This is a genomic window from Amycolatopsis sp. NPDC104863, from assembly GCF_055582965.1.
In genome coordinates this window covers 192,521-207,885 of record NZ_JBVJOW010000010.1, presented here as the reverse complement: position 1 = coordinate 207,885, position 15,365 = coordinate 192,521, and the positions used below count along the sequence as shown (strand labels likewise).

At 71.2% G+C, this 15,365-nt stretch carries 15 protein-coding genes and 1 pseudogene; 6 read left to right on the top strand and 10 right to left on the bottom strand.

Annotation, left to right across the window (positions count from 1 at the left end):
- Positions 1 to 5 precede the first annotated feature (5 nt).
- From ACZ63J_RS42340 to ACZ63J_RS42330, 3 genes are read right to left on the bottom strand one after another with little or no spacing between them, the layout of a single operon-like run.
- Positions 6 to 1,085 carry a DUF2786 domain-containing protein gene (locus tag ACZ63J_RS42340; RefSeq protein ID WP_465401720.1) on the bottom strand — a complete coding sequence of 360 codons (1,080 nt, stop codon included), beginning with the start codon at positions 1,083 to 1,085 and terminating at the stop codon, positions 6 to 8.
- Between the two features lie 44 nt (positions 1,086 to 1,129).
- Positions 1,130 to 1,618 carry a MarR family winged helix-turn-helix transcriptional regulator gene (locus tag ACZ63J_RS42335; RefSeq protein WP_465401721.1) on the bottom strand — a complete coding sequence of 163 codons (489 nt, stop codon included), beginning with the start codon at positions 1,616 to 1,618 and terminating at the stop codon, positions 1,130 to 1,132.
- On the bottom strand, positions 1,615 to 2,952 hold the full coding sequence (locus ACZ63J_RS42330; protein WP_465401722.1) for a PucR family transcriptional regulator: 1,338 nt from the start codon (positions 2,950 to 2,952) through the stop codon (positions 1,615 to 1,617). Before ACZ63J_RS42330 ends, ACZ63J_RS42335 begins: the two co-directional genes overlap by 4 nt.
- Before the next feature lie 121 nt (positions 2,953 to 3,073).
- Here ACZ63J_RS42330 and ACZ63J_RS42325 point away from each other — a divergent pair, with 121 nt between their 5' ends.
- From ACZ63J_RS42325 to pucD, 4 genes are read left to right on the top strand one after another with little or no spacing between them, the layout of a single operon-like run.
- Entirely contained in the window at positions 3,074 to 3,937 is an 864-nt protein-coding gene (locus tag ACZ63J_RS42325; protein ID WP_465401723.1) for an FAD binding domain-containing protein, read from the top strand.
- Entirely contained in the window at positions 3,928 to 4,395 is a 468-nt protein-coding gene (locus tag ACZ63J_RS42320; protein ID WP_465401724.1) for a (2Fe-2S)-binding protein, read from the top strand. Before ACZ63J_RS42325 ends, ACZ63J_RS42320 begins: the two co-directional genes overlap by 10 nt.
- Positions 4,392 to 5,732 (top strand): 8-oxoguanine deaminase, encoded by a 1,341-nt coding sequence (locus tag ACZ63J_RS42315; protein ID WP_465401725.1) that lies wholly within the window; start codon positions 4,392 to 4,394, stop codon positions 5,730 to 5,732. Before ACZ63J_RS42320 ends, ACZ63J_RS42315 begins: the two co-directional genes overlap by 4 nt.
- On the top strand, positions 5,729 to 7,984 hold the full coding sequence (pucD, locus tag ACZ63J_RS42310) for a xanthine dehydrogenase subunit D (protein WP_465401726.1): 2,256 nt from the start codon (positions 5,729 to 5,731) through the stop codon (positions 7,982 to 7,984). Before ACZ63J_RS42315 ends, pucD begins: the two co-directional genes overlap by 4 nt.
- Here the strand turns inward: pucD and ACZ63J_RS42305 are convergent.
- The 7 genes and pseudogenes from ACZ63J_RS42305 to ACZ63J_RS42275 all read right to left on the bottom strand — a co-directional run.
- Positions 7,977 to 9,545 carry a glycoside hydrolase family 27 protein gene (locus ACZ63J_RS42305; RefSeq protein ID WP_465401727.1) on the bottom strand — a complete coding sequence of 523 codons (1,569 nt, stop codon included), beginning with the start codon at positions 9,543 to 9,545 and terminating at the stop codon, positions 7,977 to 7,979. The two genes, pucD and ACZ63J_RS42305, sit on opposite strands and share 8 nt — an antisense overlap.
- Before the next feature lie 100 nt (positions 9,546 to 9,645).
- Positions 9,646 to 10,230 carry a TetR/AcrR family transcriptional regulator gene (locus tag ACZ63J_RS42300; RefSeq protein ID WP_465401728.1) on the bottom strand — a complete coding sequence of 195 codons (585 nt, stop codon included), beginning with the start codon at positions 10,228 to 10,230 and terminating at the stop codon, positions 9,646 to 9,648.
- A gap of 53 nt (positions 10,231 to 10,283) precedes the next feature.
- Positions 10,284 to 11,165 (bottom strand): factor-independent urate hydroxylase, encoded by an 882-nt coding sequence (gene pucL, locus ACZ63J_RS42295; RefSeq protein ID WP_465401729.1) that lies wholly within the window; start codon positions 11,163 to 11,165, stop codon positions 10,284 to 10,286.
- 3 nt (positions 11,166 to 11,168) lie between these two features.
- Entirely contained in the window at positions 11,169 to 11,486 is a 318-nt protein-coding gene (uraH, locus tag ACZ63J_RS42290) for a hydroxyisourate hydrolase (RefSeq protein WP_465401730.1), read from the bottom strand.
- A complete protein-coding gene (gene uraD, locus ACZ63J_RS42285) occupies positions 11,483 to 11,962 on the bottom strand; it encodes a 2-oxo-4-hydroxy-4-carboxy-5-ureidoimidazoline decarboxylase (RefSeq protein WP_465340218.1) in 480 nt (159 codons plus the stop codon). Before uraD ends, uraH begins: the two co-directional genes overlap by 4 nt.
- A gap of 79 nt (positions 11,963 to 12,041) precedes the next feature.
- Positions 12,042 to 12,398, bottom strand: coding sequence for a helix-turn-helix domain-containing protein (locus ACZ63J_RS42280; RefSeq protein ID WP_465401802.1), 357 nt, complete (start codon positions 12,396 to 12,398; stop codon positions 12,042 to 12,044).
- 143 nt (positions 12,399 to 12,541) lie between these two features.
- A pseudogene (locus tag ACZ63J_RS42275) lies at positions 12,542 to 12,776 on the bottom strand (helix-turn-helix domain-containing protein); the annotation flags it as partial.
- A 129-nt stretch (positions 12,777 to 12,905) separates the two neighbouring features.
- On the opposite strand from ACZ63J_RS42275, the gene allB reads away from it, so the two are divergent.
- On the top strand, positions 12,906 to 14,234 hold the full coding sequence (gene allB / locus ACZ63J_RS42270) for an allantoinase AllB (protein ID WP_465401731.1): 1,329 nt from the start codon (positions 12,906 to 12,908) through the stop codon (positions 14,232 to 14,234).
- Between the two features lies 1 nt (position 14,235).
- Positions 14,236 to 15,267: an allantoicase gene (gene alc / locus ACZ63J_RS42265; RefSeq protein ID WP_465401732.1), complete on the top strand. Its 1,032-nt coding sequence runs from the start codon at positions 14,236 to 14,238 to the stop codon at positions 15,265 to 15,267.
- Positions 15,268 to 15,365: the final 98 nt, after the last annotated feature.

The window sequence follows — 15,365 nt, the reverse complement described above, 5'->3', positions numbered from 1 at the left end:
CGGTTTCAGCGCAGCCGGGCGCGGTCGGCGGCCGACCGGCCCGCGTCCCAGCCGTCGAGGTCGCGCACTGTCACGGATTTGCCGACCACGTCGGGGAAGAGGGCGGTGAAGGCCGACTCCACCCTCAGCTCGTGCGAAGCCAGCACTGGCAGCAGGCGAGCCGAGTCCGGTGACGCCGCGATCGTCGTTTCCGCGGCGCGTTCGAGGCGCTCGCCGATCCGGGTGGCGTAGGCGACGAGGAACGACTTCCGGAACGGCCGCGACCGGCCGGCCGGGTCGGCGATCATCGCCCGTGTCGCCTGTACCAGCAACGACGTCGTCAGCACCGCGACGGCGTCCAGGTCTTCCTCGTCGCCGACAACGGTGACGAACCCGAAGCGCGGGTCGAAGATCGCGCGGCACCGGTTGGCCTTCGAGACCACCTGGACCAGCAGCGACTTGGCGTCGACGTACGGCGTGTCGAGCCAGATCCGGCGCGACGTCGGCCGGTCGGGCTCGGCCTCACCGGCCTCGACGAGCACTCGGTCGAGGGCGTGGCGGGTCATCAGCTCCTGCGCCTTCGCCGAGAGGGCTTCGGCCTCCTCCGGGAACGAGCTCGACTCGGCCTTGGCCAGCAGCGCGCGGACCCGGCCCAGCTTCTTCTCGTCGGCGGTGTGGGGAACCGTCCGGTCCGGCAGCGGCAGGTCCGGCAGCGACAGCAGGAATCCCAGCGCTTCGATGACGGAGGTCAGCGCTTCGGCCGGGGTGAGGATGTGCCGGGCCGCCCACTGGGTCAGGTGCGGCTCGGCAAGGGCGTCGAGCACGTAGGAGCGGGCGAACTCGTCGACGCGCCGCCGAGCCGCTTGGTCGAGGTCTTCGCGCAGCCACCCGCCCCGCCGGACCCGCGCGATGACGTGCCGGGTCGCGAGCCCGGCGCCTTCGACCGGTCCGGCCGGCCAGTCGAGACCCGGGGCGAGCCGGTTCGCGCACCGCTTGGCCGCGCCCGGGATCCCGCGCGCGGTCTCGGAAGCGGCGACGAGCAGCGTGTCGCGGAACTCGTCGGCCGTGCTCTCGCCGCCCCGAGCCTCACGCTTCTGCTTGCCCATGCTCTCCCCTCTACCGGTCTCGCGCTGGGGCCCGAGCCGTCGCTCTAACGTAACCGCGGAAGAGCGTCGCGCGCGAAGTGGCTCAGCGTTCGCAGGTCCTCGGCGAACCGCTCACGATGCCCCGGCGGCAACGGCCGGAAGAAGAGCTGCTCGATGTTCTCGACGTGCAGCCGGCTGGCCCGCACGGTGGTCTCCTCACCCCGCGGGGTCAGCCGCACCAGCTGCACACGCCCGTCGCGCGGGGACGCCGAGCGGGTCACCAGGCCGAGCGCGGCCATGCGGTCGACCAGGCGGGTCGCGCCGCCCGTCGTGAGCACCTGTTCCTGGGCGATCGAACGCATCGTGAGCCCGTCCGCGCCCGCGCGGCCCACGATCAGGAGCACCTCGTACATCAGGTGCGTGATCCCGCATTCACGCTCCAGCGCCCGCCCGAGCAGGTACTCGAGCCGGTTCGCCGCGCCCTGCAGCCGCCCGAAGGCCAGCACGCGCGGGTCGTTCGCCGCCTGCCGGGCCGAGGTGATCTCGTCGCTCATCCTGGTTGGTCTCCCGCGCGCAACGCCAGGTAGACGTCGAGCTGGTCGGTGAACTCGGTCAGGTCCGCGCCGAGCAGCTCGCCCGCCCGGCCGATGCGGTAGCGCAGGGTGTTGACGTGGACGTGCAACGCCTTCGCCGCCCGTGTCGGCGATCCCGAGCATTCGAGGAACACCCGCACCGTGTGGACGAGGTCCGTGTGCTGCTCGGCGTCGTACTCCAGCAGGGGCCCGAGGACCCGCCGCCGCACGGCCGCGCGCAGCCCGTCGGGCGCCCCGGCCAGCAGCAGCTGGTGGACGTCGACGTCGCCCTCCGGGACCACGACGACGCGTCCGGGGCGCCGGGCCGCCACTTCGAGTGTGTACCGCGCGGCTTCCCAGGCCTCGGCCCGCGGTCCTGGATCGCTGACCCCACAAAGGATCCGCTTCGCCTGCAGCAAGGGTTCCACAGTGGACAGCTCGGTCGACGCCGAGTCCGGCCACCCCGCGGTCGCCGCGTACGACGTGTCCCCGTCGGACTCCAGCAGCAGCCCGCCGGGCAGCAGCTCCCGCAGCACGTCCCCGCTCTCGTGACTGCCTTCGGTCCGCAACGCGACGACGCGCGCTTCGCCGGGCAGCTCGCCTTCGGGAGGAGCAACCCGTGCCCGCGCGACACCGACGAGCCCGGCCAGTTCCTCGGCCAGCTCGGTCTGCGCGCTGCTCACCGTCCCGCCGACGGCGACCAGCCACGGCACGGCGTGCTCGCCCGCCACCGGGAGCAGCGTCAGCGGCCCGGGTTCCTTGCCCGCGTGCCGGCGGACGACCTCCTCGACCGGCATCGGCAGCGGGGTGCTCCCGGCGACCACCCGCCCGAGGCCCGACAGCACCCAGCAGGGCAGGCCGAGCTCCGTCGACGCGCGCTCCAGCAGCGTCTCCATGGGCGCGTCCGCGGCGGCGTGCAAACGTTTGCGCGAGCTGTCCGACGCGGCCGCCAGCGCCAGCACCACCTGTTCGGTGATCACCGAGAACGACAGGTCGGTGGGCACCTCCAGCAGCGGGATCCGGTGCCGCTCGCAGGCGTCGACCACGTCGTCCGGGATGCCGTCGGAGTCCGCGCCGGACGCCGCCAGCGCCGCCGCGCCCGACCGCGCGAGCGCGGCGACGAACGGCTCGGCGTCCCCCGGCTCACGCCACCAGAGCAGGCCGGAAAGCACCAGCTCACCGGCCGACAGATACCGTCCGGGGTCGGACAGCTCCGTGACGTAGATGCGCGTCACGGGCCGGTCGAGCAGGTCGGCGCCGGCACGCGGGCGCAGGCGCAGACCGGTGAGGCCCAGCAGAGTTTTCACGGTCGTCATCAGGCTTGTAGGAAAGCACAAACGCCCGGTGTTTCGCTGCTGTGCGTTTCATGCGCCGTGCCGTTGCCGCCCGCCCCCGGGTGGGCGTCTACTGGTCTATCGCCCTCACAAAGGAGCAAGCGTGGAGTTCCTGCGTCCCACGACGCTGGCCGAGGCCCTGGCGCTGAAGGCCGAGCGGCCCGACGCCGTGCCCATCGCCGGCGGCACCGACGTCATGGTCGAGCTGAACTTCGACCACCGGCGGCCCGAGGCCCTGCTGGACCTGACCACGGTCGGCGAGCTGACAGAGTGGTCCACATCGGACGGAACGGTCCGGCTCGGCGCGGGCGTCCCGTACAGCCGCGTCATCGCTGAAGTGGGTGAATCCGTCCCGGCGCTGGCGATGGCGTCACGCACGGTCGGCTCGCCGCAGATCCGCAACCGCGGCACGGTCGGCGGCAACCTCGGGGCGGCGTCCCCGGCCGGGGACACCCACCCGGTGCTGCTGGCCCTGGACGCGTGGGTCGAGGTCGCGTCCGTCCGGGGGACCCGGCTCCTCCGCGCGGAGGAGTTCTACGTCGGGGTCAAGCGCCACGCGCTCGAGCCGGACGAGCTGATCACCGCCGTCCACCTGCCCGCGCACGCCGGGCCGCAGCAGTTCGCCAAGGTCGGGACGCGCAACGCGATGGTCATCGCGGTCTGCTCGTTCGCGCTGGCCCTGCGGGGTGGCGAGGTGGGTGCCGCGATCGGGTCCGCCGCGCCGACCCCGCGCCGGGCTCGCGCGGCGGAGGACTTCCTCGCCGCCGAACTGCCGTGGGGCTCGCCGGAGCCGTTGCCCGACTCCCTGAAGCGCCGCTTCGGCGACCTGGTGGCCGAAGCGACGTCGCCGATCGACGACGTCCGGGGCAGCGCCGCGTATCGAAAGCACGCGCTGGGGGTACTCGCACGGCGTACGTTGACCTGGGCCTGGGACGAACACCGGACGGGGGAGCGGGCATGCGCCTGAATGTCACGATCAACGGCGAGAAACGGCAGGCCGACGACGTCTGGGAGGGCGAAAGCCTGCTCTACGTGCTGCGGGAGCGGCTCGGCCTGCCGGGCTCGAAGAACGCCTGTGAGCAGGGCGAATGCGGCTCCTGCACGGTCTACCTCGACGCCGTCCCGGTGTGCGCCTGCCTGGTCGCGGCCGGGCAGGCCGAGGGCCGCGTGGTGCGCACGGTCGAGGGCCTGGCCGACGGCGAGACGCTCGACCCGATCCAGCAGTCCTTTGTGGACCAGGGTGCGGTGCAGTGCGGGTTCTGCACGCCGGGCTTGGTCGTGGCCGCGCACGACCTGCTGAACCGCGTCCCCGATCCGAGTGACGAGGAGATCCGCGAGGCCCTCGCCGGCAACCTGTGCCGCTGCACCGGCTACGAGAAGATCCTCGACGCGGTGCGTGTCGCGGCGAAGGGCGGTGTCGCGTGAGGACGCTCATTTCCGGCGCCGCGATCGCCACGGTCAGCGGTCCCGAGCACAAGTCCGGCCACGTCGTCATCGAGAACGACCGGATCGCCGAAGTCGGCGAAGGCGTCTACACGGGCGAGTTCGACGAGCGCGTCGACGCCTCGGGCTGCCTGGTCACGCCCGGCCTGATCAACACCCACCACCACCTCTACCAGTGGGCGACCCGCGGAATGGCCGCCGACCACACGCTCTTCGAGTGGCTGGTCGCGCTCTACCCGGTCTGGGGCCGCCTCGACGACGGGATCACGCACGCCGCGGGCACCGCCGGGATGGCCCGGCTGGCGCTGACCGGCTGCACGACCGTCGCCGACCACCACTACGTCTTCCCGCGCGACGGCGGTGACCAGGTCGCGGCGCTGGCCGCGGCCCGCCAGCGGATCGGCGTCCGGCTGCACGTCGTGCGCGGGTCGATGGACCGCGGCGAGTCCGACGGCGGGCTGCCGCCGGACAACCTCGTCGAGACGACCGAGGACGCGCTGACCGGCACCGAAGCCGCGATCGCCCGCTTCCACGACGACTCGGCGGGCGCGCACCTGCAGATCGCCGCGGGCCCGTGTTCGCCGTTCTCGGTCACCGAGCGCCTGATGTCCGGCGCGGCCGAGCTGGCCCGCCGCAAGGGTGTCCGCCTGCACACGCACCTCGCGGAGACCCTCGACGAGGAGAAGCAGTGCCTCGCCGAGGTCGGTTGCACGCCGGCCGAGTACGCCGACAAGCTGGGCTGGCTCGCTGAGGACGTCTGGCTCGCGCACACGATCCACCTCGCGCCCGACGCTATCCGCCGCTTCGGCGCGACCGGCACCGGCTCGGCGCACTGCCCGACGTCCAACGGCCGGATCGGCGCCGGCATCGCCCCGGTCCGCGACCTCCTGGACGCGGGAGTCGCGGTCGGCCTTGGTGCCGATGGAGCCGCGTCCAACGAGTCCGGCGGCCTCGGGGAAGAGCTGCACCAGGCGTTGCTGCAGGCCCGCCAGCGCGGCGGGCCACGCGGGCTGACCACGCGCGAAGCCCTGTGGATGGGCACGATGGGCGGCGCCCGCTGCCTCGGCCGGGCCGACGACCTGGGCTCGATCGAGCCCGGGAAGCTCGCCGACCTCGCGATCTGGGACCTGACCGGCCTGAACTACGCGGGCATCGCGGACCCGGTCGCGGCGCTGGTCCTGGGGACGACACCGCCGGTGCGGCGGCTGTTCGTCGGCGGCAAGGCCGTGGTCGAGGACGGGGTTCTGCGCGAGGCGGACGAGTCGGAGATCGCGGCCGAGCTGGCGGCCGCGAGCGCCCGGTTGCGGGAGGACAGATGACCACTTCCGTCGGCACGCAGACGGTCAACGGGGTCGGCACCTCGCCGCGCCGACCCGACGGCACGGTCAAGGTGCGCGGCGAGTTCGCGTACTCCTCGGACCTGTGGCACGAGGACATGGTCTGGGGCGTGACGCTGCGCAGCCCGCACCCGTACGCGCGGATCACCGGCATCGACATCACGGAAGCTTTGAAGGTGCCCGGGGTCTACGCGGTGCTGACCCACGAGGACGTCCCCGGCGTCAACCGCTACGGGCTGGAGCACTCCGACCAGCCGGTGCTCGCGTCCGAAGTCGTGCGGTACCAGGGTGAACCGGTCGCGTTGGTCGCCGCCGATCACCCGGAAACCGCGCGACGCGCGATGAAGCGGATCGCCGTCACGTACGAAGAGCTTTCTCCCGTGACGGACTCCGAAGCGGCTGTCGCGGGCGAAGGGCCTTCGCTGCACGACGGCGGCAACGTCGTGCGGCACGTGAAGATCCGCCGCGGACCGCAGGATCTCTCCGCCGACGTCGTCGTCTCGGGCGTTTACGAGGTCGGCATGCAGGACCAGGCGTTCCTCGGCCCGGAGTCGGGCCTCGCCGTGCCGGACACCGAAGGCGGCGTCGACCTGTACGTCGCGACGCAGTGGCTGCACGTCGACCAGCAGCAGATCGTCGCCGCGCTGGGCCTGCCGGTCGAGAAGGTGCGGCTGACGCTCGGCGGCGTCGGGGGAGCGTTCGGCGGGCGTGAGGACCTGTCGATGCAGGTGCACGCGTGTCTGCTGGCGCTGCACACCGGCAAGCCGGTGAAGATGGTCTACAACCGCGAAGAGTCCTTCTACGGTCACGTCCACCGCCACCCGGCGAAGATGTACTACGAGCACGGCGCCACCCACGACGGGCGTCTCGTGTACGTGCGTACGCGGTTGTTCCTCGACGGAGGTGCGTACGCGTCTTCGACGGGCGCAGTGGTCGCGAACGCCGCCACCCTCGGCGTCGGACCGTACACAGTGGACAGTGTCTCGGTCGACTGCTGGGGCACGTACACGAACAACCCGCCGTGCGGTGCGATGCGCGGCTTCGGCGCCGTGCAAGCGGCGTTCGGTTACGAGTCGCAGATGGACAAGCTGGCTCTCGCGTGTGGCCTGGACCCGGTCGAGATCCGCGTCCGCAACGCGATGAGCGAGGGTTCGCTCATGCCGACGGGCCAGGTCGTCGACTCCGACGCGCCGGTCGCGGAGCTGCTGGAGCGGGTCCGCGCGAAGCCGATGCCGCCGGACCGGCCGTTCGACCTGCGGCACATGCCAGGCGGCGTCTCGAACACGACGCACGGCGAAGGTGTTGTCCGCGGGGTCGGGTACGCCGTCGGGATCAAGAACGTCTGCTTCTCCGAAGGTTTCGACGACTACTCGACGGCCCGCGTGCGCCTGCAGCTGGTCGGCGGCGAGCCGGCGGCGACCGTGCACACCGCGGCCTGCGAGGTCGGCCAGGGCCTGGTGACGATCATGCAGCAGATCGTCCGGACCGAGCTGGGTGTCGAGCAGGTGACGGTGCTGCCGATGGACACCTCGATCGGCAACGGCGGCTCGACGTCGGCGTCACGCCAGACCTACGTCACCGGCGGCGCGGTGCAGGCCGCCTGCGGGGCGGTCCGGGCACGGCTGCTGTCCCGGTTCGACGAGCGGGTGCGCCTGGTCGGCGGCAAGCTCGTCGCGGCCGACGGCCAGGTGGTCGCCGAGCTGGGCGACGTCCTCGGCGCCGACGTCTACGACGAGACGATCGAATGGCGGCACCGGCCGACCACCGCGTTGGATCCGGAAACCGGGCAGGGCACCGCGCACGTCCAGTACGCGTTCGCCGCGCACCGGGCGGTCGTCGACGTCGACGTCGAGCTGGGCCTGGTCAAGGTGGTCGCGCTCGACTGCGCCCAGGACGTCGGCAAGGCGCTCAACCCGCAGGCCGTGCTGGGCCAGATCCAGGGCGGGTCGGCCCAGGGGCTCGGGCTCGCGGTGATGGAGGAGATCCAGACCTCCGGCGGGAAGATCCGGAACCCCTCCTTCACCGACTACCTGATCCCGACGGTCCTGGACATGCCGCCGATGAGCATCGACGTCCTGGAGCGCCCGGACCCGCACGCGCCGTACGGCCTGCGCGGCGTCGGCGAGCCGCCGACGATCTCGTCGACCCCGGCGATCGTGGCGGCGATCCGGGCCGCGACCGGGCTCGCGCTCACGCGCGTCCCGGTGCGGCCGGAGCACCTCACCGCTACCTGAGCTGCCAGTTCTGGTTGGCGTCGTCGTTGCAGCCCCAGAGCTCGAGCTGCGTGCCGTTGACGTTGCCGGCGGGCTTGTCGCCGCCGGTGACGTCGACGCAGAGCCCGGCCTGGGTGATCGAGCCGTCCGGCGCGAGCTTGAACTTCTGGTTCGCGCCGCCGTGGCAGGTCCAGACGATGAGCTTGGTCCCGGCGGCGCTGCTGCCGCCGTCGGCGTCCAGGCACAGGCCGTTGGCCTTCAGCTCACCGGCGCTGGTGAACGTCCAGGACTGGTTCGGGCCGCCGTCGCAGTCCCAGATGTCGACCTTGGTGCCGGGGGTGGTCACGTTGCCGTTGATGTCGATGCAGCGGGACGACGACGCGCCTTGCAGCGCCTTGGCAGTGGTGCTTCCGGTCGCATTGGCCTTGACGCGGTAGATGACGGTGCCGTGCGACGGGACGTTCGCGCTGATCGGGCCGCTGCTCGTGGTCTGTTCCTTGGACCAGAGGTTGGTCAGCCGGTAGCTCGACGCGCCGGGCAGCCCGGCCGCGGCGGCCGTCGTCGAGACGGTCTTCGTGGTGCCGTTTTCGTTGAACAGCACGACAGCGACATCCCCGCCTTGGAGCGGTTTCGCGAGGACATCCAGGCCGTTTCCGGTGCTGATGCGGGTCGCCTGCTTGCCGAGCGGGTCCTGGTCGACGGCGATGACGTCGCCGTTGAGGTAGGTCGAGAAGGTGGCGACGCTGGCTGAACGGAGATCCGCGCCCGCGATCAGGGGCGCGGCCATCGCGGCCCAGAGCGTGAAGTGGGCGCGGTCCTCCTGGAAGTCCATGCCGTCGCCGACCTCGAGCATGTCGGGGTCGTTCCAGGCGCCGGGCTTCGCGGCGGACGCGAGGCCGACGTTCTGGCGGTAGATCGAGTCGATGCTGCCCCAGTTGTTGGTGATGTCGCCGGTGGTGCGCCACAGGTTGCCGACGTCGGGCGCCCAGTTCGACGGCGTGAAGTTGCCCCATTCGCAGATGCTGTAGGCGATCGGGCGGCCGGTGGCCTTGAGCGCGTCACGCATCGCGGAGTAGCGGCGGACGTAGTCCTGCTGGGTTTCGCCGCCGGGGCTGCCGCAGTTGTCGTACTTGAGGTAGTCGACACCCCAGCTCGCGAAGCTGTTCGCGTCGGTCTGCTCGTGGCCGAGGCTGCCGGGGTAGTGCTGGCAGGTCTCGGAGCCGGCGCTTTCGTAGATGCCGAACTTCATGCCGCGCGCGTGAATGTAGTCACCGAGCGACTTGAGCCCGCTGGGGAACTTGGCGGAGTCGGCGACGAGGTTGCCCGCGGCGTCCCGGTTGCGCGTCATCCAGCAGTCGTCGAGGTTGACGTAGGTGTAGCCGCGGTCGCGCATCCCGGAGCTGACCATGAGGTCGGTGGTCTGCTTGACGAGCGTCTCGTTGATGTTGCACTCGAAGGTGTTCCAGGTGTTCCACCCCATCGGGGGTGTTCGGGCGAGCCCGTTCTCGAGGGCGTTCGCGGCCGGGGTGACCAGCCCGATCGCGGCGACAGCGGTGGCAAGGACGGCGAAGACTCGGCGCATGGCAGCTCCAACCGACAGCGGTGGGGGAGGAGAAGAGCAGCTTCCGTGTCCACTGCTGCGCGGTCAAGCGCCATTTTGAGTATTCTTGTTGGATTCCCGACTAAAGTTGCGTCGCTTCTTGGAGCAGTCGCCGGGCGACGTCCACGGTCGCCGCCCCCGCGACGGCCATGGCCTCGGTGTCCCGCAGCGAGCGGCAGAGGACGAAGGCGCCTTCGAGGTTGTTGACGGCGGTGATCGTGAGCGTCCGGGCAGCTTCGGTGCCGATGCCGAACTTCGCGAACTTCTCGGTGCCGGCGTCGATCCAGGCGGTGAAGACGTCGGCGGTGGCCTGCCGCAGCGGCTCGTTGGTGCTGGCGACCTCGAGCGCGACGGTGGCGATCGGGCAGCCCTCGACGTAGTCGGTGGCTTCGAGGGTCGCGATCCCGGCGGCGAAGAAGGCCTCGATCCCGCTGACCAGGTCGGGCGCGGGCGCGATGAAGAGGTCGAAGAGCTGGATGTAGGCGAGCCCGGAGGTGCGGATTACTTCTTGGCCGAGCTGTTCCTTGCCGCCGGGGAAGAAGTGGTAGAGCGACCCGAAGGGGGCGTTCGCCTCGGTGACGATCTGCTTCAGCCCGGTCCCGCTGTAGCCGTTGCGCCGGAACAACTCGGCGCCGGCGGCCATGATGCGTTCCTTGGTCCCTGCCACGACGCCACGATACGCCCGGATTGATAGAACGCTCTATCAATCCGGGCTCGCGGTCAGTGGATGTCCCAGGCCGGGCCGGGGTCCTCGGCGTCGTCACGCAGGATCGTGCCCTCGATCAGGCCGTACGGCCTGTCCGCCGCGTAGAACACCTCGTTGTCGTTCTTCAGCCCGAACGGGCTCAGGTCAACGAGGAAGTGGTGCTTGTTCGGCAGCGAGAGCTTCACCTCGGCGACCTCGGCGCGCGCTTCCAGGACGGCTTCGCCCATGGCGTACAGCGTCTGCTGCAGCGAAAGGCTGTGCTTCGTCGCGAACGTCTCCAGCATCACGCGCCGGATTTCGCGGTGGCTCTCCGCCCAGTCGATGTCCTCGCCCTGGTAGCGCCACTTCGCCGTGACGGCGGTCGCCAGGATCCGGTCGTCGGTCTCGGCGAGCGTGGTGTACTCCTCGCGCGGGAAGCCGTGGAACTCCGAACCGGTGGACTTGAGCAGCGTCAGGCCGTCGATGCCGGAGACGACCCACGCGCCGTCACCCTGGATCGTGACGGCCGTGGTGCGCCGTTCGTCACCCGAGCGGCTGAAGGCGTGGTCGTGCGGCTCACCGCCGACGGCGATCCGGTCCCAGCCGTGCTCGTCGATCTTGATCCGGGCGCCGGTGATGTTTTCCTGCGTGCCGGTGAAGTGCCGCCCCAGCCGCAGCGCGAAGTCCTCGATCTCGCCGACCGGCGCCTCCTTCGCGAAGGCGTACACGGTGTTCTTCTGCGTGTCCGTCGCCAGCACGCCCGCGTTGTCGCCGGTCAGGTGCGTCGCTGCGAGCTCACCGCGCAACGACGTCGACACGGTGAGGTCCTTCAGGTGGTGCACGGGGCCGTCGCGGCGCACCGTCACCAGGCGGACCTCCGCCTTGCCGTACTGGTTGGGGCCCAGGGTGATGGCCACGGTTCAGCTCCCTCGGTAGGTCGAATAGGCGAACGGGCTGAGCAGGAGCGGCACGTGGTGGTGCGCGGTGCCGTCGGTGATCCGGAAGGTGAGCGCCACCTCCGGGAAGAAGGCGTCCGGGCCCAGGTAGGCGCCGGTGTCGAAGACCAGCCGGTAGGCGCCGGGGTCCAGGGTTTCGGGGCCGAGGTCGCGGATCCGGCCGTCGTCATCGGTGCGCCCGTCGGCGATCTTTTCGCCGGTTTGCGCCTCGAACCGCACGGAGATTCCCGGGGCGGGGCGCCCGGTCGCCGTGTCGAGGACATGGGTGGTCACGAGGCTCACGCGGTCACCGCTTTCGCGAGTCGGAGTTCGGCGATCTTCAGCAGCTCCCGCCCGGCGACGGCCAGTTCGGTCGCGGGGTCGTTGTCCAGCCTCGCTTGCAGGATCTTCAGCAGCTCTTCGCCGCTTCGACCGCTGGCGCAGACGAGGTAGACGTGCCCGAACTTGGCTTCGTACTCGGCGTTCGCCGCGGCAAAGGCTTCGGCATTGTCCACACCGGACTGTTCCGAGCGCGACCAGTCACCCTCGGTGCCCTGCTGCTTCGGCTTTTCCCCGATCCGGGGATGCGCGGCCATGGCCTGCCGGATCTCGTCACTGCTCAACGGCAGCTCGGCGGCGGCCTTCAGGGCGTCGGCGTTTTCGTAGGGCCGGCGCTCGAGAACCGCGTCCACCCAGCGGGGGACGGCGAGACACGCGGTCAGCGCCGGCCGCACGTCATCGGCATCGGCGGTGTTGAAGTCGGTGAGGGTGAGCGGCACGGGGAACTCCTCGTGAGTGGCGTCCCGCTGACCGTACGTTGGTGCCGGAGTTCCGTCAACATTTTGTTGAAAGCCCAGGTCAGTCGGCTTCCCGGTTGAGGTAGTTGTAGACGGTGAACCGCGTGACCCCCAGCGCGTCGGCCACCGAGGAGACGGATTTCCGCAGCCCGAAGGCCCCGCGTTCCCGAAGCAGCCGGACGGCCCGTTGCTTGCCGGTCCGGTCGAGGTCGCCGAGTTTGGCGCCGAGTTCGCGTTCGACGTCGGCGATCAGCCGGGCGAGCGCGTCGTGCAGCTCGACGACGGTTTCGGGTGCGCTGGCTTTGCTCGTGTCCTGCGGTTGGCGGCCGGTTTCGGGTGCGCTGGCTTTGCTCGTGTCCTGCGGTGCGCTGCCGGTTCCGGGTGCGCCGGTCTTGCTCGTGTCCCGCGGTGCGCTGATGGTTTCGGGTGCGCCGGGTTTCCTCGCGTCCTGCTGTTTGCTGCCGGTTCCGAGTCCGCCGGTTTTCCCCGTGTCCCGCGGTTCGCTCGTGGTTCCCGGGGCTGCCGTGCCGGCCGGTTCGGCGGCGTCGGCCTGGCCTGAGCCTGCGTGGCGCACCTGCAGCGTCACCTGGGTCGCGCCGCCCTCGAATGCCGCCTTCGCGATGGCCGGGATGGCGTCGAGCAGAGCCGTCGCCTCGCCCCGGGCGAGCGTCCCGAGCGGGCCGAAGTCGGTCTCCAGTCCCGCTTCCGCTGCGGCGTCTCGCGCGGCGAGCGCGTGCTCGGGCGGCGAACCCTCGCCGTGGAACGGTTCGCTCGTGAACTCCGCTTCAAGCCGCACGGCTTGACCGTAACGCGCCGCGTCCGTCGTTGACGAGCGGCGCGCGCCGTGGTTACTGTCGTTGTGCGAAACCGTCTTTCCGTACTGTGAAATCGGCGGTGGTCAATCCTCCCGGAGAAGGGTTTTCGGATGGATCTTGTGGTGCGCGCAGCCCGGGCCGTGACGGCCGAGGGTGAGGTTCCGGCGACCCTCGGCGTCGACGGCGGCCGGATCGTCGCGGTCGAACCCGGCGGTGCTTCGCTGACCGGCGACCGGGTGCTCGAGCTCGGCGAAGACGTCGTGCTGCTGCCGGGACTCGTCGACACGCACGTCCACGTCAACGATCCCGGTCGCGCCGAGTGGGAAGGCTTCGAGACGGCGACCCGCGCGGCCGCCGCCGGCGGGGTGACCACGATCGTGGACATGCCGCTCAACAGCCTGCCCCCGACCGTCGACGTCGCGGCGCTGGAGGTCAAGCGCAAGGCGGCGGCCGGCCGGGTGCACGTCGACGTCGGCTTCTGGGGCGGCGCGATCCCGGGGAACGTCTCGGACCTGCGGGGCCTGCACGAAGCCGGCGTGTTCGGCTTCAAGTGCTTCCTGCTGCATTCGGGGGTCGACGAGTTCCCGCCGCTCGACCCGGCCGGCCTCGACGAAGCGTTGCGGGAGCTGAGTTCCCTCGACGCGCTGATGATCGTCCACGCCGAGGACGCCCACGAGATCGACTCGGCCCCGGAGCCGCACGGCGGTCGCTATGTCGACTTTCTGCATTCGCGGCCGCGGCAGGCGGAGAACCTCGCGATCACGCACGTGATCGAGGCGGCGCGCCGGAACTCGGCCCGGGCCCACATCCTGCACCTGTCCTCTTCGGACGCTCTGCCGCTGGTCGCTTCGGCGCGCAGCGAAGGAGTGGCGTTGACCGCGGAGACCTGCCCGCACTACCTCAGCTTCATCGCCGAGGAGATCCGCGACGGCGCGACGCAGTTCAAGTGCTGCCCGCCGATCCGCGAGGCGGCCAACCGCGAGCGGCTCTGGCAGGGGCTCGCCGACGGCGTGATCGACACGATCGTCAGCGATCACTCGCCGTGCACGCCGGAGCTGAAACGCTTCGACAGCGGCGACTTCGGTCTAGCCTGGGGCGGGATTTCCAGCCTGCAGCTGGGGTTGCCGGCGATCTGGACGCAGGCGCGCCAGCGCGGGTTCGCGCTCACCGACGTCGTCCGCTGGATGGCCGAGCGCACGGCCGCGCAGGCCGGGATGCGCCGCAAGGGCCACCTCGCGGTGGGCTACGACGCGGACTTCTGCGTCTTCGCGCCGGACGAGGCGTTTGTGGTCGACGTCGCGAAACTGAAGCACCGCAACCCGGTCAGCGCGTACGACCGGCGGCCGCTCGCCGGCGTCGTGCGCTCGACCTGGTTGCGGGGCACACCAATCACCGGCGACGAGCCGCGCGGCGCGTTGCTGACCCGGGGGGACTGCTGAAATGGAGGCTGCTTTGCCCGATCGTCCTGATCACCCTGATCGTCCTGAGTGGACGGAACTGCCCGACCTCGCCTCACGCCGGTTCGGCGGGACGGTGATGTGGGCGACCGACGAGCTGTTCGCCGAGAAGGAGAACCTGGTCAACCCGTGGACGCCGGCGCACCGCGCCGAGACGTTCGGCCCGAAGGGCCAGGTCTACGACGGCTGGGAGACCCGCCGCCACCGCGAACCGGGCGACGACCAGGCGATCCTGCGCCTCGGCCTGGCGGGCACGGTCACCGGAGTGGTCGTCGACACGGCGTTCTTCAAGGGCAACTACCCGCCGTTCGTGTCCGTCGAGGCCGCGTCGGTGCCGGGCTACCCGAGCGCGGCGGAGCTGACGTCGGCGGACTGGGACGTCCTGGTCGACCGCGCCCCGGCTTCGGGGCACACGGAGAACTTCTACACGGTCAACGGTTCGCGCCGGTACACGCACGTGAGGCTGACCCAGCACCCGGACGGCGGTGTCGCCCGCCTGCGGGTGCACGGCGCCCCGATCCCGGACCCGGACCTGCTCGACGTGGACGCGCTCGACCTGGCGGCACTGGAGAACGGCGCCTTGGTCACCGGTTGCAGCAACAGGTTCTACTCGTCGCCGAACAACATGCTTTCGCCCGGCCTGGCCGCGCACCAGGCCGAAGGCTGGGAGACGGCCCGCCGCCGCGACGACGGCAACGACTGGGTGACCCTCCGCCTGGCCGGCGCCGGCATCGTCCGGTTCGCCGAGCTGGACACGAGCAACCTCAAGGGCAACGCGCCCGGCTGGGCCTCGGTCAGCGGCCGTGACACGTACGGCGAGTGGGTCGACCTGCTGCCGAAGACCCGCTTGCAGCCGGACACCCGCCACCGGTTCGCCCTGAAGGACGGCCCGGAGATCACGGAGGCCCGCCTCGACATCTACCCGGACGGCGGCCTCGCAAGGCTGCGCCTGTTCGGCCGCCTAACCGAAGCGGGGCGCGCCAACCTGAAGGCCAGGTTCGCCAAGACGCGCTGAGCAGCGCCGACCTGCGCGGGGGGGGGGGGGGGGGGGGGGGGGGGGGGGGGGGGGGGGGGGGGGGGGGGGGGGGGGGGGGCGGGGCGCGGCTGCGACAC